Source organism: Lutaonella thermophila (assembly GCF_055387725.1).
On the sequence record NZ_AP043783.1, the window covers coordinates 343,756 to 363,065 of the forward strand.

Consider the following 19,310-nt stretch of genomic DNA (forward strand, 5'->3'; position numbering starts at 1 on the left):
AAAAGTAGTCAAATATTTTGCCAAACTTTACACGGCATGTATTGGTTTTACTTATACAATAATTGCCTTTAATAATACTTAATTTACTTTAAAATATACATCGTGTGTTTTAAGCTCTTCTAACAGCTCTTTGCAAATATTAACTTTTACTTTTCTGCTCGGCATTTTTAGTTTTATATCTTCATCATTATCATGCACAACCATTGTTAATTTACGATCTCCCTTGTGTGCTTTTACAACTTGTTTTAACGCATTAATACGTTGCTCTGCCAGTTCTTGTAGTTTTACATGCAAAGTAATTTTTTTGGCATGGGTTTGCATTACGTCTTGTAGCAGCATTATGGTGTTGTATTGCAAACGAGGTTCTCCTTGTTTACCGGTTTCTCTATTAATCCAGCCTTCTTTAACCAATACTTTTACATATATAAATGAGTTTACAACTAAAAAATGCCTGTACTTTAGATACTCTTCTCCAAAAATTTTAAACTCGTGGCTATCTGTGTAATCTTCTAAAGTAAATGCAGCCCAGCCTTTACCGTTTTTAGACACTCTGTGTTGTACATCTGTTATGACTCCGGCAAACCAGAGCTCTTTTTTAACGTGCTCATTTAGTTTTTTAAAGTATCCTACACCTGCATTGCAAAACAAATCCATCTCGTATTTATAATCATCTAACGGATGCCCTGAAATATAAATACCAACTACTTCTTTCTCTCTACGAAGTTTCTCTAACGTACCCCAGCTCTCACATGGTGGCACTTGTGGTTCTGGTATTTGTACCTCACTAGCCTCACCAAATAAACTTACCTGTGCCGAATTTTTATTTTCCTTATATTTTGCCCCGTATTTGAGTACTTTTTCTAAAAACATCATGCCGTCACCATCATCATGAAAATACTGTGCTCTATGGGTATTAGTAAAGCAATCAAAACCACCTGCTAAGGCAAGGTTCTCGAATGCTTTTTTATTGGCAGCGCGTAAATCTATACGTTTTACCAAATCAAAAATAGATTTATACGGGCCGTCTTTTTTTCTGTTTTCTACAATAGTTTTTACAGCACCATGGCCAACGCCTTTTATGGCCCCCATACCAAACCTAATTGCGTTGTCTTTATTTACAGAGAATTTATAGTACGATTCGTTTACATCTGGCCCTAGTACGTTAAGTTTCATTCGCTTGCACTCTTCCATAAAGAACGTTACCTGTTTAATATCGTTCATGTTATTAGAGAGTACAGCCGCCATATACTCTGCCGGATAGTGTGCTTTTAAATACGCTGTTTGATAGGCAATCCAGGCATAGCAGGTTGAGTGCGATTTATTGAATGCATAGCTTGCAAAAGCCTCCCAATCTTTCCAGATTTTTTCTAAAACGTCTCTTGGATGACCATTGGCAACACCACCATCTAAAAACTTAGGTTTTAGTTTTTGTAGTAAGGCAAAAATCTTTTTACCCATTGCTTTCCTTAGCATATCGGCTTCACCTTTGGTAAAACCTGCTAATTTTTGAGACAGAAGCATTACCTGCTCTTGATAAACGGTAATACCATAGGTTTCTTTAAGGTATTCTTCCATCTCCGGAAGGTCGTACACAATCTCTTCTTCACCGTGCTTTCTTCTAATAAAACTCGGAATATAATCCATCGGACCCGGTCTGTATAGTGCGTTCATCGCAATCAGGTCATCAAACACTGTTGGCTTTAGCTCTTTCATATACTTTTGCATTCCAGGCGATTCGTATTGAAAAATCCCAACGGTTTCACCTCGTTGAAAGAGCTCATATGTTTTTTTATCGTCTAACGGAAAGTTCTCCGGGTCTAATTCTATTCCGTGTTTTGCTTTTACAATTTTTACAGTGTCTTTTATAAGTGTCAGGGTTTTAAGCCCTAAGAAGTCCATTTTTAAAAGTCCTGCGCTTTCTACAACACTGTTATCAAATTGAGTTACCCATAAATCTGAATCTTTAGCGGTTGCAACCGGAACAAAATTGGTAATATCGTCCGGAGTAATAATTACACCACAAGCATGAATACCTGTATTACGCAATGAGCCTTCTAAAACTCTAGCCTGATTAATAGTTTGAGCTTCTAAGCCATCTCCTTCAGAAAGTTCTAAGAGTTCTTTTATTTTTTGAACTTCGTCTGAACGAAACTGTTCTTTTAATTCTTGCTCTGTTTTACCAAATATTTTTTTAAGCTTGGTGTTGGGTATAAGTTTAGCTATCCTATCGGCTTCATGTAATGGTAAATCAAGTACTCTGGCCGTATCTCTGATAGATGATTTTGCAGCCATTGTACCATACGTAATAATTTGCGCTACTTGATTACTACCATATTTATTAATTACATACTCCATTACTTTGGTTCTACCTTCGTCATCAAAATCTATATCTATATCGGGCATACTAACCCTATCCGGATTTAAAAATCGCTCAAAAAGCAAATCGTATTTAATAGGGTCTAAATTGGTAATTTTTAAACAGTAGGCTACGGCGCTCCCTGCTGCAGATCCTCTTCCGGGCCCAACAGAAACTCCCATTTCTCTGGCTGCCCTAATAAAATCTTCTACTATTAAAAAGTATCCGGGATATCCAGTTTTTTCTATTACATCTAACTCAAAGTTTAAACGCTCTTCAATTTCGGGAGTAATTTCTCCGTAGCGTTCTTTTGCTCCCTCAAATGTTAAGTGACGTAAGTATGCGTTTTCACCTCGCTTACCACCGTCTATTTTATCTTGTTTGTGCTGAAACTCTTCGGGTATATTAAATTTAGGAAGTAATACATCTCTTGCCAGCTCAAAAGGTGTTACTTTATCTATAATTTCTTGAATGTTGCTTATGGCTTCCGGCAAATCTTTAAAACGCTCTTTCATTTCGTCACTACTCTTAAAGTAGTATTCTTGATTTGGAAGCCCGTATCTGTAACCTCTGCCTCTTCCTATTGGGGTTGCTTGTTTCTCTCCGTCTTTTACACACAGTAAAATATCGTGTGCATTAGCATCTTCTTTATCAATGTAAAAGGTATTGTTGGTGGCAACTAATTTTATGTTATGCTTTTTTGAAAACTCAACCAAAACCTCATTAACTCTGTCTTCGTCTTCTTGACCATGACGCATGATTTCTATATATAAATCGTCACCAAACTGCTCTTTCCACCATAATAGTGCTTCTTCTGCCTGGGCTTCACCAACGTTTAAAATTTTACTCGGAACCTCACCGTAAAGTCCCCCGGTAAGTACAATTACATCTTCTTTATATTGTTTAATTACTTCTTTATCTATTCTGGGCACATAGTAAAACCCATCTGTGTAGGCTATAGAAGACATTTTAGCCAGGTTATGATACCCGTTTTTGTTTTTGGCTAACATTACAATCATGTAGCCATTGTCTTTGCGGGTTTTATCAGTATGGTTTTCACACACATAAAATTCGCATCCTACAATAGGTTTAATTTCTACCTCTGTTGGCGTTTCGCCTTTTTCTAAAGCTTCTTTATTTTTTTCTTTAGCTTTTTTATTATGGTTGCTAACGGCTTGCACAAAATGAAAAGCCCCCATCATGTTAGCTATGTCGGTGAGTGCTACGGCCGGCATTTTTGCTTTAGCTGTTGCTGCTACCAAATCAGGAATGCTGGACGTTGCTTGTAAAACCGAAAATTGTGAATGGTTGTGTAAGTGTGCAAAGCTTACGGTGGCAAGTTCTTTTTCGTTTTGTTTTATTTCTTCTTTAGAAACTTCTTGTGAAGGTTCTTGTTTGGCTAATGCTTCACGAATTTGCTGTGAAGCTTCTTTTAAATTAATATGCTTAAGCCCTACAAGTTGTATTGGTTGAGGATTTGATTCTGAAAAACGATTAAAATAATCTGGTGTTACATCTAATTCTTCGGCTGTAAATACTTGTCTTCTAATAAGCTCAAAAAAGCATCGCGCAGTTGCCTCTACATCGGCAGTTGCATTATGTGCCTCTTCAAAACCATCCTGAAACAAAAATTGATGAAGTTCTGTAAGTGTTGGTAGTTTAAATTTTCCGCCTCTACCTCCGGGAATTTTGCACAACTCTGCTGTTGTTTCTGTACAAGTATCTAAAACCGGCAGTTGTTCTAACGGAGTTTGCACATTTGCCCTGTGAAACTCTGCCCCCATTACATTAACATCAAAACCAACATTTTGCCCTACAACAAATTTTGTTTTGGCTAATGCTGCATTAAATTCATGTAATACCTGATGTATTGAAACTCCCTTAGCCTCTGCCAACTCTGTAGATATACCATGAATTCGTTCTGCATCAAACGGTACATTAAAGCCTTCCGGTTTAATTAAAAAGTCTTTTTGCTCTACTAAATTTCCCAGCTCATCGTGCAATTGCCAAGCAATTTGTACCGCTCTTGGCCAATTATCTACATCGGTTGTTGGGGCATCCCATCGTTTTGGTAATCCGGTGGTTTCTGTGTCAAAAATCAGGTACATAAATGCAAAAAAACTTAGGTGAATTTCAAGGCTAAAACTACTTATATTTTAAAGTAATGAAAAAAGATTTTATTAGAAGTTACTAACCACTCACAACTCTCTTAAAATCAAACAAAAATAAACTATGACGAGTATTGATTTTAACAAAAAACATGTATATTTGCACCCACTTTCGAGTAAAGTGTTTAATAAATTAATAACCGAGGTCGAGTACCTCACTAATTAATTAACTATGCCTGTTAAAATTAGATTACAACGTCACGGTAAAAAAGGAAAGCCTTTTTACTGGATTGTAGCTGCCGATTCGCGCGCTAAAAGAGATGGTAAATTTTTAGAAAAACTAGGAATTTACAACCCAAACACAAACCCTGCTCAAATTGAAGTTAATGTAGACAGCTCTGTAAAGTGGTTACAGAATGGTGCACAACCAACTGAAACTGCAAGACGCATTTTGTCTTACAAAGGAGTTATGCTTAAGCATCATTTATTAGGAGGGGTTGCTAAGGGTGCTTTTTCTGAAGAAGAAGCTGAGAAAAAATTTCAAGCTTGGTTAGAAGAAAAAGCTAAAAAGGTAGAAGCTAAAAAAGACAGCTTAACCAAAGCTAAAGAAGAAGCTAAGGCTAAGCAACTTGAAGCAGAAAAAGAAATTAGCGAAAAGCGTAAAGCTGCTGCACAACCTGCAGAAGAAACTGCAGAGGCTGTAGAGGAAACAGCAGAAGCTACCGAAGAAACTGTAGCTGAAGCTCCTGCAGAAGAAAACAAAGAAGCAGACGCTTAATACTTTTTCATGAGAAAAGAAGATTGCTTCTATCTCGGGAAAATTGTAAAAAAGTTTAGCTTTAAAGGGGAAGTATTGGTAAAATTAGATACCGACGAACCCGAAATCTACGAAAATATGGAATCAGTGCTGGTTGCCTTTGGCAACAGCCTGATTCCTTTTTTTATTGCTAAATCCGGACTACATAAATCAAACTTATTACGCATTCAGTTTGAAGATGTCTCTACCGAAGAAGAGGCCAATAAGCTTTTGGGCACTGAGCTTTATCTTCCTTTGTCTATGCTTCCTAAGCTTTCGGGGAATAAATTTTACTACCATGAGGTAATTGGTTTTACCATTTTAGATAGCAATCATGGCAATATTGGCTCTATTAAAGCAGTAAACGATACTACTGCACAAGCTCTTTTTGAAGTAGATTTTAATGGTAAAGAGCTGCTTATTCCTATTAATGATGATATCATTAAAAAAGTAGACAGAGCTGCAAAAACCATACATGTTGAAACCCCGGAAGGATTAATAGAACTTTACTTATAAACATTAAAAACTTACATGGCTAAACCTTTTGTTTTTAAACAATTTTCTGTTAGGCAAGATAAAAGCGCCATGAAAGTTGGTACAGATGGTGTTTTATTAGGAGCTTGGGCGCCCATACAACACAACCCATGCGCCATTTTAGACATTGGAGCCGGAACCGGTTTACTTGCGTTGATGTTAGCACAGAGAACAAGTGCTGAAATTATAGATGCCGTAGAAATTGATGCCGATGCTTTTGAAGAGTGTGTAGAGAATTTTGAAGCTTCACCGTTTAACGACAGACTGTTTTGTTATCATGCTTCTGTTGAAGATTTTGCCGACGAAATAGACGAGCCTTACGATTTAATTGTAGCAAATCCTCCCTTTTTTACAGAGCAAGTACCAGCCAAAAATGCCCAACGTGATGTTGCCAGAAACACCAATTATTTATCTTTTAACACTCTTATTAAGTGCGCATCTAAACTTTTAGCCGAAAACGGTATTTTCTGTGTTGTGATTCCGTTTAAAAATGAACATTCTTTTTTAGAAATTGCCAATCAATACAACTTACATCCTATTAAAATTACGCGAGTTAAAGGCACTCCAAACTCCCCAATTAAGCGTAGTTTAATTGCATTTTCCAATCAAACAAAACATTTAACAGAAACCGAGCTAACCATAGAAGTTGAACGCCATAATTACACACAAGAGTATATAAACCTTACCCAAGATTTTTACCTAAAAATGTAAAAAAGCCAAGGTAAAAACCTTGGCTCTTAATTAACTAACTAACTTAAACCATATACTTAGGATACAGCTTCTTCTAGTACTTTAACATTATTAATAGCTTGTTGTATGTAATCTCTATGTCTAGTAAGCATTGCAACCGTGGTTGGTGGCAATACATCGCTATCTTTTAAAATATCATTATACTCTTCTATTGCAGCTTTCTCACCTCTAATACATTCTTTTAAAATGGCCTGCTCATCGTTACTACTAAATAACGATCGCAAATCCATCCAGGCTCTGTGTGCTGCTCCGGCTACACTACCGCTATCTTCCGGCAGTTCTCCATAACTTAAAATTTCTTGTCTTAAATCCGTAGCAAAACGCTCACGTTGGCCAGACATATTCTTTAAAAACATTTTAATGTCTGTATCGTTAACATTTTCTACAGCTTTTTTATATCCTTTAGCTGCATCGTAACTTTTAGATAATAATTGATTTAATTTGTTTGAAATTTTCTCTGTATACTTCATAATATCCTCTTCATTTTTTAATTAAACATCTAAGGCTACCGATTTTCGGTAACGCATTATTAAAATAATACGCAAACCCTTTAAAGTCAAGTATTTTAACAACTTTAAAATGAGTTTAACAACAATTCTTAACAAGTGTTAAACCCTTTTAATTGCACGTATTTAGTCCATAAAACAAAAGCTTTAAAAAAACAAGTTTGAATGCTTTTTTGTTACGTTTTACGAATTAATTACCTTTGAAAACTTTAATTAATTATCATGAAACCAGACCTTTTTGAAGCACCAGATTATTATAATTTAGATGACCTTTTAACCGATGAGCATAAACTGGTTAGAGATGCAGCCAGGCAGTGGGTTAAAAGAGAAGTATCTCCGATTATAGAAGAGTATGCACAACGTGCAGAATTCCCTAAACAATTAATTAACGGATTAGCAGAAATTGGCGCCTTTGGCCCGTATATTCCCGTTGAGTATGGCGGAGCCGGTTTAGACCAAATTAGCTATGGTTTAATTATGCAAGAAATAGAACGAGGCGATAGCGGTGTTCGTTCTACCGCATCGGTTCAATCGTCTTTGGTTATGTACCCTATTTGGAAGTACGGTACAGAAGAACAGCGCAAAAAATACTTACCGAAGTTAGCCTCTGGTGAGTGGATGGGGTGCTTTGGATTAACAGAGCCAAACCATGGTTCTAATCCGGGAGGAATGGAAACTAAGTTTAAAGATATGGGAGACCATTATCTTTTAAACGGAGCTAAAATGTGGATTTCTAATGCTCCTTTTGCTCAAATAGCAGTTGTTTGGGCTAAAAACGAAGAAGGTAGAATTCATGGTCTTATAGTAGAGCGTGGTATGGAAGGTTTCACTACTCCTGAAACTCATAACAAATGGTCTCTTAGAGCTTCTGCCACCGGCGAACTTATTTTTGATAATGTTAAAGTTCCTAAAGAAAATTTACTTCCTGGGAAAAATGGATTGGGAGCTCCGTTAAGCTGCTTAGATTCTGCCCGATTTGGTATTGCTTGGGGTGCTATTGGTGCCGCTATGGATTGTTATGATACTGCTTTACGCTATGCCAAAGAGCGCGAACAATTTGGTAAACCAATTGCTGCTTACCAATTACAGCAAAAGAAGCTTGCCGAAATGATTACCGAAATAACTAAAGCTCAATTGTTAGCATGGCGTTTAGGTGTGCTTCGTGAAGAAGGGCGTGCTACATCGGCACAAATTTCTATGGCTAAGCGTAATAATGTAGAAATGGCTATAAAAATTGCGCGCGAAGCAAGACAAATTTTAGGCGGTATGGGAATTACAGGAGAGTATAGCATTATGCGCCATATGATGAATTTAGAAAGTGTAATTACTTACGAGGGTACACACGATATACATTTACTTATTACCGGAGCAGATATTACAGGTTATCCAGCTTTTAAGTAATGACCATTTTAAGTGGCCATAGTGTGATATGAAGAGAGTTTTTTAGACAGCCCTTCTTGTGTAATGGGCTTGGTTAAATAATCGTTCATACCAACACTCTTAGATTGCTCTATGGCCTCTTTTGTTACATTGGCAGACAATCCAACTATTAACACATTTTTTTGTGTTTCTCTAATTTTTTGGGTTGCCTCAAAACCATCCATTTTAGGCATGTGTAAATCCATGAAAATTAAATGGTAATTATTGGTTGTGGCTTTCTCTATAGCTTCTTCACCATTATGAGCAACATCCGGATTTATTCCTAAACGCTCTAACGATTTTTGCATTACCAACACATTAAGCTTGTTATCATCTACCACTAACACCTTAAAATTGTTAAAATTTGGCACCTCGTTATTTTCTGTAGCAGACAAATCTACTTCACATGAATCTGAAAGCGGAAACTTTAATTCTAAATCAAACGTTGTTCCTTTGCCTTGCTTACTACTAACAGCAATAGAGCCTCCTAAAAGTTTAACCAAGTGGTTGGTTATATAAAGCCCTAAACCGCTACCTTCGTGTTCTTTTGTAGTACTTGAATCTACTTGAATAAACCTATCAAAAATAGCACTTTGCTTGTGTTCTGGCATTCCTATTCCTGTATCTGAAACAGACATAAACAATACCAAGGTATTCCCTGAAACTTGCTCTTTATAATCAACCTCTATTTTTCCTTCTTTGGTAAACTTAACAGCATTACGTAATAAATTGGTAATTATTTGGCTGTATTTACCTAAATCTCCACGAACAAAATTATAGCTTTCCGATGGGGTATTTATTTGTAATGTTAACCCTTTCTCTTCTATTCCGGGGGCATACATTTTAGCTATTTCTTTTAACTCTACAAGCGGATTAAAAGTTTCTTCTTTAAAAGTTATTTTACCAGATTCAATTTTATCTATCTCCAGAATATTATCTATTAAACCCAATAGTTTTTTAGACGACCCTTCCATGAGTGTTAAATACTCTTTGGCCGTCTGTTTTAAATCTATGTCTTTAAGTAACTCTATAAATCCAATTATTGCATTTAACGGAGTTCTAATTTCATGACTCATGTTAGATAAGAATTCTGTTTTTGCTTGAGAGGCTTCGTCTGCCTTTATACGCTCTTGCTCTAAAAGTGTATTGGCTTGCTTGAGCTTAAAATTTGCTTTTTGCACATTTCGAGTTTCACGTTTAGATGTTTGAAAGAAAAACACCAACAAACTCATTAATACCGTTAATAAAATACCAAACAACAGGCTAAAAAACATGTTTCTCTTACGGTCTGAGAGCAAGCTTAAATCGGTTGGTTGTATGCTAAATATCCATTTCTGCCCATCGGCTAAATCAATATCAAACGTATCAGAAAATATAAAATCTCCATCTTTTTCAGCTAAAACTTTATAGTTGTTAAAATTATAAAATGTGGTTTGCTTGTCGTCCAGAATTTCAATAGCATATTTTCCTTCAAGACCTTCGGAGAGTTCATTAAAATGACTGGTAAAATCCATTCCGGCTGTTATGGTTCCTTGAAATTTTCCTTTAAAATACACCGGCACATCAACCAAAAAAGCATTTCCGCCTTGCGTAAGAGCAATCCAAGAGGTTATGTTTGTAGTAGAATCTGATGCATGGCGCAACCACTCGTCTCTTCTGTAATCCAGCTTAGAGATATCTAACCCTAAAGCAGCTTCGTTACCTTTAAATGGCGTTACTTTTTTAATAACCATAGAGCTATCTATCCATTCTATAAATTTAAACGACGGGTTTTGCTCTATAATAAGCTTGGCATCTTCTTCCCAGTAATCAAAATAAGCACCATCGGTCATCTCAATTCTGTGTTTGAGATTTTTTAAAAGCTGAATGTCATTTTTTATAATAGACAGGAAGTCTTGCGAAGTAAGTAATCCTGAAGTTCTAAGCTCATTCTGGGCAAGTTTGTTTTGCGAATTTAACGATACGTTCCATAAAATTAAGACCGTAAAAAGCAGCCCAACAAACGTCAGAATAGCATAAATGTATCGTTTCTGCAAAAACTGTTTCGGCATACTTCATTCACTAATCAATAAAACTACAAAAAACAAGCCTAAAAACAGGCTCTTTTTTTACCGTACATCGAATTTAACCTAAAAACAACATCGCTTTGTTAAAACAATGTGTACAAAAGCAAGTTTACGTACCTTTACAAGTATGTTTGCACTGGTAGATTGTAATAATTTTTACGCGTCTTGCGAACGCGTTTTTAAACCGCAATTAAACGGTAAACCGATAGCCATTTTGTCTAACAACGACGGTTGTGTAATCTCTAGAAGCGACGAGGCTAAAAATCTGGGGTTACCCATGGGAGCACCTGCTTTTAAGTATCAAGATTTTTTTAAGCAACACAATGTACATGTATTCTCTTCTAACTACCCCTTGTACGGAGACATGAGTAATAGGGTTATGACCCTTTTAACTCACTTTACACCAGACATAGAAGTGTACAGTATAGACGAAGCTTTTTTAAAGTTTACAGGATTTACCAATATAGATTATGTAGCATATGGTACAGAAATTAAAAATCGGGTATATAAATGCACCGGTATTCCTATAAGTATTGGTATAGCCCCAACTAAAGCACTAGCAAAAGTGGCAAATAAAATTGCTAAAAAATATAACAATATTACCAATGGTGTTTATGTTATAGACTCTGAAGAAAAACGTATTAAAGCATTAAAATGGATTACCATACAAGATATTTGGGGTATTGGTTATGGCCATAGTAAACGCTTAGAAAAACAACATGTTAAAACCGGGTTAGATTTTGTTAACCTCCCAGACCAGTGGGTAAAAAGCAATATGGCTATTACAGGGCTTCGTTTAAAAAAAGAGCTGCAAGGAATTAATACGTTAGATTTAGAATTCCCGAAAACCAAAAAAGCAATAGCTACTACCCGAAGTTTTGAGTACACCTATTCTGATTTAGATAATATAAAAGAGCGCATTGCAACTTTTGCTGCCAGTTGTGCCGAAAAACTAAGAAAACAACACAGTTGTTGTAACATGATTATTGTTTTTTTACGAAGCGATAAGCATAAAAAAAATGCGCCTCAACACAACAAAAGCTTGGCAATTACCTTACCACATCCTACAAATTCTAGCATTATGCTTGTAAAATATGCTGTGCAAGCAGTAACACAAATCTACAAACCCGCAATAGCCTATAAAAAAGCCGGTGTAATTGTATGTGGGCTTACTCCCGCTAACAACAGGCAACTATCTTTATTTGCATTAGAAGATGGTAAACATAGTAACTTAATGAAAGTCATAGACTTTATTAACCGTAAAACCGGCGAGCATAAAGTTAAAATTGCTAGCCAAGATCTAACAAGAACATGGAAAATGCGGCAAGAGCATTTATCGCCAAGATACACTACAAATATTAACGATATTATAGTTGTAAAATGAAAAAGGCATTAACCATATACCCTATTAAACCCTCTACTACCACTATTGCTTATGTAGATGAAGGCATATCGGCTGGATTTCCTTCTCCGGCAGAAGACTTTAAAGAATCTAGAATTAGCTTAGATAAAGAACTTATAAAACACCCCGAAGCAACGTTTTATGCCCGAGTAAGCGGAGACTCGATGGTGAATGCCGGGTTAGATGATGGCGATTTATTAATAATAGACAGAAGTTTAGAACCACAAAACAACAAAATTGCAGTATGTTTTATAGATGGCGAGTTTACCGTTAAACGCTTAAAAATACAAGGAAAAAAAGTTACGTTAATGCCGGAAAACCCAAAGTATAAACCAATAAAAGTAACTCCCGAGAGCGACCTAATTATTTGGGGAATTGTTACTTATGTTATAAAAGCAGTTTAACATAAAAAAAGCCTCACAAAGTGAAGCTTCGTACCTCGGGTGGGAATCGAACCCACACTCCCGAAGGAACTGGATTTTGAATCCAGCGCGTCTACCAGTTCCGCCACCGAGGCAAGCGGATTGCAAAACTATAAAATATTTTTTTTGAAATTACCAAAATAAGCTACATTTATGCTTTTGGTGTTCAAATAAATTTCTAAATTTGCACCTCGTTAAAAACAACACAACAGTAACTAACTACTAAACAACAAATTAAAATGTCTTATACGGTTCCCGAACCAAAGATTTTTGCATGCACCCAAAGTAAAGATTTGGGCGAAAAAATTGCAAAAGCATTTGGTGCAGAGCTTGGCAAGGTAACGTTCTCTAGATATAGTGATGGCGAGTTTCAGCCCTCTTTTGAAGAGTCTATTAGAGGAGCACGTATTTTTATAATAGGATCTACCCATCCCGGGTCTGATCATTTAATGGAAATGCTCCTTATGTTAGATGCTGCAAAAAGAGCGTCTGCCAGACACATTACAGCTGTAATGCCATATTTTGGATGGGCCAGACAAGACCGCAAAGACAAGCCTCGTGTTCCTATAGGCGCAAAGCTGGTAGCAAAGTTATTAGAAGCAGCCGGAGCAACACGAATTATAACAATGGATCTGCATGCAGATCAGATACAAGGGTTCTTTGAAAAACCGGTAGACCATTTATTTGCTTCTACCATTTTTTTACCACATGTAAAATCGCTCGGGTTAGAAAATTTAACCATAGCATCTCCAGATATGGGAGGTTCTAAAAGAGCGTATGCTTACTCTAAATACCTAGAAAGTGATGTGGTTATTTGTTACAAACAACGTAAAAAAGCAAACGTTGTAGACCACATGGAGGTAATAGGCAATGTAGAAAACAGACATGTGATTTTGGTAGACGATATGGTAGATACTGCCGGAACTTTAGCCAAGGCAGCCGATTTAATGATGGAGCGTGGTGCACTCAGTGTTAGAGCCATTGCAACACACGCCATTTTATCAGGTAATGCCTACGAAAGAATAGAAAACTCTAAGTTGCAAGAGCTTATTGTTACAGATTCTATTCCGTTAAAAAAAGAAAGCAAAAAAATAAAAGTGCTTAGTTGTGCCGAGCTTTTTGCAGATGTAATGCACAGAGTTCATCACAACACATCTATAAGCTCTAAATTTTTAATGTAATATATTTAATTTAAGTATAATGAAGTCAATTACAATTAAAGGATCTCAAAGAGAAAGCGTGGGCAAAGCAGCAAGCAAAGCCTTACGTAATGCTGGAAAGGTTCCTTGCGTATTATACGGAGGAGATAAACCCTTACACTTTTCAGCAGATGAATTAGCATTTTCTAAATTGGTTTATACTCCCGATGTACATACGGTAGTAATTGATTTAGACAATGGCGAGAAGATTAATGCTGTTTTACAAGACATTCAGTTTCATCCGGTAACCGACAAAATCTTACATGTAGATTTCTATCAATTATTTGAAGATAAAGAGGTTACTATGGAAATTCCGGTTAAAACAGTTGGAGTTTCTAAAGGGGTATTAAACGGAGGTAAATTACGTATTCCTTTACGTAAGTTACGTATTAAAGCTCTTCCTGCTAACTTACCGGATTTCGTAGAAGTAGATATTACAAAGCTTCGTATTGGTCAAAAAATTACTGTTGGCGATATAAGAAACGACGATTACTCTATCTTACATCCAGACAATATTGTTGTGGTACAAGTTAAGAGAAGTCGTGTATCTGTTGCTGATGATATTGATGACGAAGACGAAGATGAAACAACAGAAGCAGCAGCAGATGCTCCTGCAGCTGAAGCAACTCAAGAATAAAACAAACAGTACTTATACCCTAAAAGCATCTGCAATTGCAGATGCTTTTTTATTTTTGCCAAAACTTATTTAAACATGCTGTCTTGCTTACAACGCTGGTTTAGCAAAAACAAAAACACAAGTAGCGATTTCTCTGAAATGAAAAAATACTTAATTGTTGGCCTCGGAAATATTGGAGCAGAATACCAAAACACACGTCATAATATTGGTTTTAAAATAGTTGATGCTTTTGCCCAAAAAGAAGATTTTTCTTTTGAGACTGTAAAATTAGGCGATGTGGCACAATACAAATTAAAAGGAAGAACTTTTATTTTTTTAAAGCCTTCTACCTACATGAACAGAAGCGGGAAGGCAGTTAAATACTGGTTAGAAAAAGAAAAAATCCCAATAGAAAACCTCTTGGTTATTACAGACGATATTAACTTGCCCTTTGGCACAATTAGGTTAAAAGCTAAAGGTAGTGATGGTGGGCATAATGGTTTAAAAGACATTCAGCAACAATTAGGTACAATTAACTACAACCGTTTTAGGTTTGGTATAGGAGCCGATTTTCCTAAAGGAAGGCAAGTAGATTATGTTTTAGGTGAGTGGAGCGAAGAAGAAAACGCAAAACTCCCGGAGCGTTTAAACCGTTCTATAGAAGCTATAAAATCTTTTGTAATGGCCGGGTTGCCCATTACCATGAATCAATTCAATAACACTTAATAACGTAACTTACAGATTGTTTAATTTGAATTTTAATACTACCTCGTGAGTACTACTCCCGGCTTCTCTGAGCTCAGAACGAAAAGAACTGTCGTAAGCATAACCAACATCTAACCAATTGGCTACCGTAACCAAAGCAAATGCAGCAAAACCATTGTCGGTTTTATAGGTTAAGCCTAATTCTATTTGTTGTTTGTATTGCACTGCACCGGTTAAATCTAAAGAGATAGGGATACCACTTACATGACGCATAAGGAAAGCTGGTTTAAAAGCCCAATAATCACTAAAGTTATGGTTGTATCCTACTGTAAAATAAACATGAGGCTTATCGGTAGCGTTAGTAACTACTCCTTCTTCATCTTTAAATCGTTTTGTGTTTAATAATCCCGGAGTAGATAATCCTAAATAATACTTTTCTCCTTTAAGCAAAATACCAACTCCAACATTAGGGTTAAAAACACTCTCGTCTCGTAACAAAGGGTCTGGGGTATAATTATAAGTTTCTAATCCTTGTGCATTAACAGTTAAAAAGTTTCCGCCGGCACTTAACCCAAGATACAAGTTGTCTTCTGCAGATATTGGCACTCTATATGAAAAGGCAGCAAATACTTTAGTTTGGTTTTCTATAAATGTTTTATCGTTTATAATATTTAATCCTAAGCCTACTCTATCACTCACCTGCATACTACCAATGGCAAATTGAGATTGTGGAGCTTCTGGCACACCTTGCCATTGGCTTCTTATTAAAACTACAACAGAAGGTAATGCATTAGCGCCCGAAAATGCCGGATTATACGATTCTTGTATATGCTGGTAAAATGCCGGATTTGGTTCTTGTTGCGCATTGGCCACACCCAAACCCACTAAAAACAATAAACTAAGTACAACTACTTGTAATCTGCCCATGAAAACTTGTTGTTCTTTTTTTAATATGTTATGTAAAGCCACCCTTTAAAATCTATTTTTCCATCTCCTTCTAAATCTACTTGATAGTAGTAAGACCCCGGCGGAACTTTTTTGCTTTTGCCTTTTGGCACACCATTCCAGTTATTAGCATACCCATAGGCTTTAAATATTTGTCTGCCCCAACGGTTAAACACAGTAACTACTGCATTTGGATATAGGTTAATGTTAACCAACCTCCAGGTGTCGTTAATACCATCTCCGTTTGGAGTAAACGCCTGCGAAACAAGCACATCTTCATCACATACATCTCCTTCTCCGTCTTGATCTATGTCTAATTGATCCGGGTTAAATGCCGTTGGGCAATTATCTGAATCATTTAAAACTCCATCGCCATCAATATCATCATCACACACATCACCAATATCATCATTATCTAAATCGGCTTGATCCGGGTTAGGCACTAAATCGCAATTATCTGCACTATCAAAAATTCCGTCGTTATCAGAATCTGTATCGCCTGCTAAACAAAGCTCTAACTCAAAGTTATTAAGGCTTCCCCCGTCTTGATCAAAATTATCGGCTACTTCGAGAATCCATGTTCCTTGACTAGATTCTCCAAAAAATGCGCTAAGTGGTTGTAGCGGAATTACCACTCCAGAAATTGCCGGATTATCACCACATACAATAGCAGAGCCTTCGTCATCAAAAACAGCAACAATATCGTTATTACTATTACATACTTCAGACAATAATGTTACGGTAGTGCCACTCGGGCTGGTTAGTTTAATGGTTAAGTCTGAAATATACTCATGACTAATGTCTAATGTTACGTTAACATCAGAAACAAGGGCATTCTCTCCAACAAAAATTGGAGCTTGTATTACACTTGGTCCTTGATCGCTAATAGGCATTGGTGTATTTGGAGCAATTTCTGTTTTGCAATTAACCATTAAGGTAGTAAAACTAAAAGGCGTTCCAAAAGAACCCTCGCCACATTGGTTAATTGGTTTTACACGCCAATAGTAAGTTGTTTCAGGTTGTAATGCAGTAGGCTTGTAGCTGTTAATTTCTACCGTTTCTGATGCTATTATATTGGTAAAATTACTATCGGTAGCCAATTCTATTTCATACGTTTCTGCATTTGGGTGTATTTGCCAATTTAGTACTTGATTAAAAAATACTGCATTGTCTCCGTTTACAGGAGTTAGTAATACCACATCTGTAAAATTATCATTTAAAACAGTTGCCGTAAGCACAATATCTTTTGTCTCTGAGGCCGATGTTCCTGTAATTGTAATAGGATACGATCCCGGACTTACGCTACTGGTGCCCGATATAGTTATTTGCACATTCGTATTATTTACACTTGCCGAAGTAGGATTAAACGTTACACTTAACCCCGGAGGTACATTTGAAGCTGAAAATGTTACCTCTTCAGAAAATCCTTGAAACGTGTTATACGTAAAGTTTGTAATTAAATTATTGGGCTGGCAAGCGCTTATTTGTAATTCTGAAAGCTGCATCACAAATGGCGCATTTGTAATGGTAAAGTTTGCGCTGTTTACTGCATAAAAAACATTATCTGCTGCTTCTACCATTATCCTGGCGTTGGTAGTAGAAATTCCTCCGGGAATAATTACTTGATGACTACCATCGTTTACTACGTTTTGGTCTAACACAATAGGAAAGGTCTGTCCGCCATCAACAGATAATAATATGTTTACTTGCGAAGCATCTACCGGAGCAATATTTGTAAATGCAACATCCCATGTTATGGTTTGCACACTACCACCTTGATAGGTAACATTACTATCTTGAGAGGTTACCCTAAACGGTCCGGCTTGCGATACAGCCTGAAGTGTTACCACATCTGATGCGTTTTGCCCGCCTCCAACTACATTATCTCTAACTGTAACCGCAAAATTTAATGGTCTTGAAACATTTGGTAAAACTTCCCAGGTATTGCCTAAATCTCCGGAAAGTACATCGTCTATCACCGGAAAATAACGTGTAGGGTTTGTGCTAGGTGGAAGCGATCTAAACAAAGGCCCGGAAGTGTTTGAAGATTGCGGAGGTTGATTTCCCGAAAATCCGGTATCTATTTGCTCCCAAGTATAAGTTAGCACATCTCCATCTACATCTGTTGCTTGCGCTGTTAACTTAAAAGGTGTTCCAATAGGAATGGTATAATCTGGCCCGGCTGAAACGGTTGGCGGATTATTGCTCAACATAATTTCTTGTGCACATGTGCTACCGTTGCCTTGCTGTATGTATTGGGTTATGTTTTGAATGTTGGCATAATCAAAATAGGCATCAGAATTGCCTTGTACATCGGGCGGGCAAATACCGGCATACCCCATAATAGTACTCCCGCTACCTACTTCTATATTTGTAGCACCACTGGTGTCTCTGGCACAACTGTTTGTTTGTGTATGGCGTCCTCCAAATTGATGGCCAATCTCGTGTGCTACTAAATCTATATCAAAAATATCACCTTCGGGCACTAAGGCTTCAGAGAATGCTCTTCCTTTTTGGCCATCTACACAAACACAGCCAATACAGCCTGCATTACCATTATTAGAAGCTCTGTTAAACAAATGCCCCACATCATAATTAGCTTCACCAATAACGGTAGTTAGTGTGTTTTGCAGCTCGCTACTATTATTGCCATTGTAGGGATCTGTTGATGCGTCTGTATATATTATTTGATCATTGTTTGCAACTAATTCTAATGTAATTCCTAAATCTCTTTCGTAAATAGCATTAATTCTGGTAAGTGTGTTAGCTATTGCTGCTAATGCATCTGCAATAGAGTCTGATTGGTAATGGTATGCTGTGTACTCTCCGGTTGTTGATATTGCTATTCTGTATTTTCTTAAAAGTTGATCGTTGTTATCTTTAGATGTGCTACCATTTTTTTGGGATTGCTGTATAGTATTTTCTCCTTTTGTGCTTTCTGTTGTACACTCAAACCTAAATTTATCACCTTCTCTTGCATCTCGTTTAAACACTACATAAATACTACTGCTGTCTTTATAGGCTTTTTCTATAACTGCAGGCACTTTTCCATCAGAAAATAAAATAAGAGCTTGCAGTCCTTTTTGCGATGTGCTAAACCTAACTACATGATTATTACCGTCTGTAGAAACTCCTTTAAACGACCTAATAGCCGGGTATTTTTCTTGTAATGCAGTAGGCAACACCGGAGTTTCTTGCAGCCTAAAAGCCAGCATATTACCATCGTAATCCGGAAAATAAACTACCGGTAAAGGTGTTGTATTTAACTGCTCTCTGTGAGGTACGTTTTTTAACTCTTGAAGTAGCGAGCTATACAATAAAGTATAACTTAAAAACGTATCTTTATGTAAAGATTCAAGTGCAGCATTAGTAGGTGCTTTTGTTGTATTTACAGGCTGCCAATAGTTGTTTTGGGCTCCTGCGCAAAACGAAAAAAAAAGTATGGTTATTGAAAAAACATACCGTAAGTTTGTTATCATGATTAAC

14 protein-coding genes and 1 tRNA gene are annotated in these 19,310 nt (G+C 36.7%); 9 read left to right on the forward strand and 6 right to left on the reverse strand.

Annotated elements, in window-relative coordinates; all coding sequences use genetic code 11:
• Window positions 1–78 precede the first annotated feature (78 nt).
• Entirely contained in the window at window positions 79–4,464 is a 4,386-nt protein-coding gene (gene dnaE / locus ACZ5CF_RS01625) for a DNA polymerase III subunit alpha (RefSeq protein ID WP_464579932.1), read from the reverse strand.
• Between the two features lie 232 nt (window positions 4,465–4,696).
• On the opposite strand from dnaE, the gene ACZ5CF_RS01630 reads away from it, so the two are divergent.
• Genes ACZ5CF_RS01630 through ACZ5CF_RS01640 form a run of 3 tightly spaced genes read left to right on the forward strand, consistent with a single transcriptional unit; the run spans window position 4,697 to window position 6,505 of the window.
• A complete protein-coding gene (locus tag ACZ5CF_RS01630; protein ID WP_464579933.1) occupies window positions 4,697–5,242 on the forward strand; it encodes a 30S ribosomal protein S16 in 546 nt (181 codons plus the stop codon).
• A gap of 9 nt (window positions 5,243–5,251) precedes the next feature.
• The gene (gene rimM, locus ACZ5CF_RS01635; RefSeq protein WP_464579935.1) at window positions 5,252–5,776 is read left to right on the forward strand and encodes a ribosome maturation factor RimM; all 525 of its coding nucleotides are present in this window, start codon (window positions 5,252–5,254) and stop codon (window positions 5,774–5,776) included.
• Window positions 5,777–5,791: 15 nt separating this feature from the next.
• Window positions 5,792–6,505: a tRNA1(Val) (adenine(37)-N6)-methyltransferase gene (locus ACZ5CF_RS01640; protein WP_464579937.1), complete on the forward strand. Its 714-nt coding sequence runs from the start codon at window positions 5,792–5,794 to the stop codon at window positions 6,503–6,505.
• 56 nt (window positions 6,506–6,561) lie between these two features.
• Here ACZ5CF_RS01640 and ACZ5CF_RS01645 read toward each other — a convergent pair whose 3' ends face one another.
• The gene (locus ACZ5CF_RS01645; RefSeq protein ID WP_464579938.1) at window positions 6,562–7,014 is read right to left on the reverse strand and encodes a ferritin-like domain-containing protein; all 453 of its coding nucleotides are present in this window, start codon (window positions 7,012–7,014) and stop codon (window positions 6,562–6,564) included.
• A 258-nt stretch (window positions 7,015–7,272) separates the two neighbouring features.
• On the opposite strand from ACZ5CF_RS01645, the gene ACZ5CF_RS01650 reads away from it, so the two are divergent.
• Window positions 7,273–8,451: an acyl-CoA dehydrogenase family protein gene (locus ACZ5CF_RS01650; protein ID WP_464579940.1), complete on the forward strand. Its 1,179-nt coding sequence runs from the start codon at window positions 7,273–7,275 to the stop codon at window positions 8,449–8,451.
• 8 nt (window positions 8,452–8,459) lie between these two features.
• Here the strand turns inward: ACZ5CF_RS01650 and ACZ5CF_RS01655 are convergent, their stop codons facing one another.
• Window positions 8,460–10,520, reverse strand: coding sequence for a response regulator (locus tag ACZ5CF_RS01655; protein WP_464579941.1), 2,061 nt, complete (start codon window positions 10,518–10,520; stop codon window positions 8,460–8,462).
• 142 nt (window positions 10,521–10,662) lie between these two features.
• Here ACZ5CF_RS01655 and ACZ5CF_RS01660 point away from each other — a divergent pair, with 142 nt between their 5' ends.
• Complete coding sequence (locus ACZ5CF_RS01660) at window positions 10,663–11,919, forward strand: Y-family DNA polymerase (RefSeq protein ID WP_464580860.1); 1,257 nt, start codon at window positions 10,663–10,665, stop codon at window positions 11,917–11,919.
• Entirely contained in the window at window positions 11,916–12,341 is a 426-nt protein-coding gene (locus tag ACZ5CF_RS01665) for a LexA family protein (RefSeq protein WP_464579942.1), read from the forward strand. The genes ACZ5CF_RS01660 and ACZ5CF_RS01665 overlap by 4 nt, the downstream gene beginning before the upstream one ends.
• A gap of 31 nt (window positions 12,342–12,372) precedes the next feature.
• On the opposite strand, the gene ACZ5CF_RS01670 is transcribed toward ACZ5CF_RS01665, so the two are convergent.
• Window positions 12,373–12,454 (reverse strand) — tRNA-Leu (locus ACZ5CF_RS01670).
• Window positions 12,455–12,598: 144 nt separating this feature from the next.
• Here ACZ5CF_RS01670 and ACZ5CF_RS01675 point away from each other — a divergent pair.
• From ACZ5CF_RS01675 to pth, 3 genes are all read left to right on the forward strand, one after another.
• On the forward strand, window positions 12,599–13,540 hold the full coding sequence (locus ACZ5CF_RS01675; protein ID WP_464579944.1) for a ribose-phosphate pyrophosphokinase: 942 nt from the start codon (window positions 12,599–12,601) through the stop codon (window positions 13,538–13,540).
• A gap of 19 nt (window positions 13,541–13,559) precedes the next feature.
• Window positions 13,560–14,195: a 50S ribosomal protein L25/general stress protein Ctc gene (locus ACZ5CF_RS01680; protein ID WP_464579945.1), complete on the forward strand. Its 636-nt coding sequence runs from the start codon at window positions 13,560–13,562 to the stop codon at window positions 14,193–14,195.
• Window positions 14,196–14,270: 75 nt separating this feature from the next.
• Window positions 14,271–14,900, forward strand: a complete 630-nt coding sequence (gene pth / locus ACZ5CF_RS01685; RefSeq protein WP_464579946.1) for an aminoacyl-tRNA hydrolase — start codon at window positions 14,271–14,273, stop codon at window positions 14,898–14,900.
• Window positions 14,901–14,909: 9 nt separating this feature from the next.
• On the opposite strand, the gene ACZ5CF_RS01690 is transcribed toward pth, so the two are convergent.
• Complete coding sequence (locus ACZ5CF_RS01690) at window positions 14,910–15,806, reverse strand: PorP/SprF family type IX secretion system membrane protein (RefSeq protein ID WP_464579948.1); 897 nt, start codon at window positions 15,804–15,806, stop codon at window positions 14,910–14,912.
• A gap of 20 nt (window positions 15,807–15,826) precedes the next feature.
• Window positions 15,827–19,303: a reprolysin-like metallopeptidase gene (locus ACZ5CF_RS01695; RefSeq protein ID WP_464579950.1), complete on the reverse strand. Its 3,477-nt coding sequence runs from the start codon at window positions 19,301–19,303 to the stop codon at window positions 15,827–15,829.
• Window positions 19,304–19,310 lie beyond the last annotated feature (7 nt).

What these genes read in the sequence shown, in the direction of transcription:
- rimM (WP_464579935.1), top strand. Translation starts at nt 5,252, where the DNA reads ATGAGAAAAGAAGATTGCTTCTATCTCGGGAAAATTGTAAAAAAGTTT.
- ACZ5CF_RS01695 (WP_464579950.1), bottom strand. Translation starts at nt 19,303, where the DNA reads ATGATAACAAACTTACGGTATGTTTTTTCAATAACCATACTTTTTTTT.
- ACZ5CF_RS01650 (WP_464579940.1), top strand. Translation starts at nt 7,273, where the DNA reads ATGAAACCAGACCTTTTTGAAGCACCAGATTATTATAATTTAGATGAC.
- ACZ5CF_RS01630 (WP_464579933.1), top strand. Translation starts at nt 4,697, where the DNA reads ATGCCTGTTAAAATTAGATTACAACGTCACGGTAAAAAAGGAAAGCCT.
- ACZ5CF_RS01690 (WP_464579948.1), bottom strand. Translation starts at nt 15,806, where the DNA reads ATGGGCAGATTACAAGTAGTTGTACTTAGTTTATTGTTTTTAGTGGGT.
- ACZ5CF_RS01665 (WP_464579942.1), top strand. Translation starts at nt 11,916, where the DNA reads ATGAAAAAGGCATTAACCATATACCCTATTAAACCCTCTACTACCACT.
- ACZ5CF_RS01680 (WP_464579945.1), top strand. Translation starts at nt 13,560, where the DNA reads ATGAAGTCAATTACAATTAAAGGATCTCAAAGAGAAAGCGTGGGCAAA.
- ACZ5CF_RS01645 (WP_464579938.1), bottom strand. Translation starts at nt 7,014, where the DNA reads ATGAAGTATACAGAGAAAATTTCAAACAAATTAAATCAATTATTATCT.
- ACZ5CF_RS01640 (WP_464579937.1), top strand. Translation starts at nt 5,792, where the DNA reads ATGGCTAAACCTTTTGTTTTTAAACAATTTTCTGTTAGGCAAGATAAA.
- pth (WP_464579946.1), top strand. Translation starts at nt 14,271, where the DNA reads ATGCTGTCTTGCTTACAACGCTGGTTTAGCAAAAACAAAAACACAAGT.
- dnaE (WP_464579932.1), bottom strand. Translation starts at nt 4,464, where the DNA reads ATGTACCTGATTTTTGACACAGAAACCACCGGATTACCAAAACGATGG.
- ACZ5CF_RS01660 (WP_464580860.1), top strand. Translation starts at nt 10,663, where the DNA reads ATGTTTGCACTGGTAGATTGTAATAATTTTTACGCGTCTTGCGAACGC.
- ACZ5CF_RS01655 (WP_464579941.1), bottom strand. Translation starts at nt 10,520, where the DNA reads ATGCCGAAACAGTTTTTGCAGAAACGATACATTTATGCTATTCTGACG.
- ACZ5CF_RS01675 (WP_464579944.1), top strand. Translation starts at nt 12,599, where the DNA reads ATGTCTTATACGGTTCCCGAACCAAAGATTTTTGCATGCACCCAAAGT.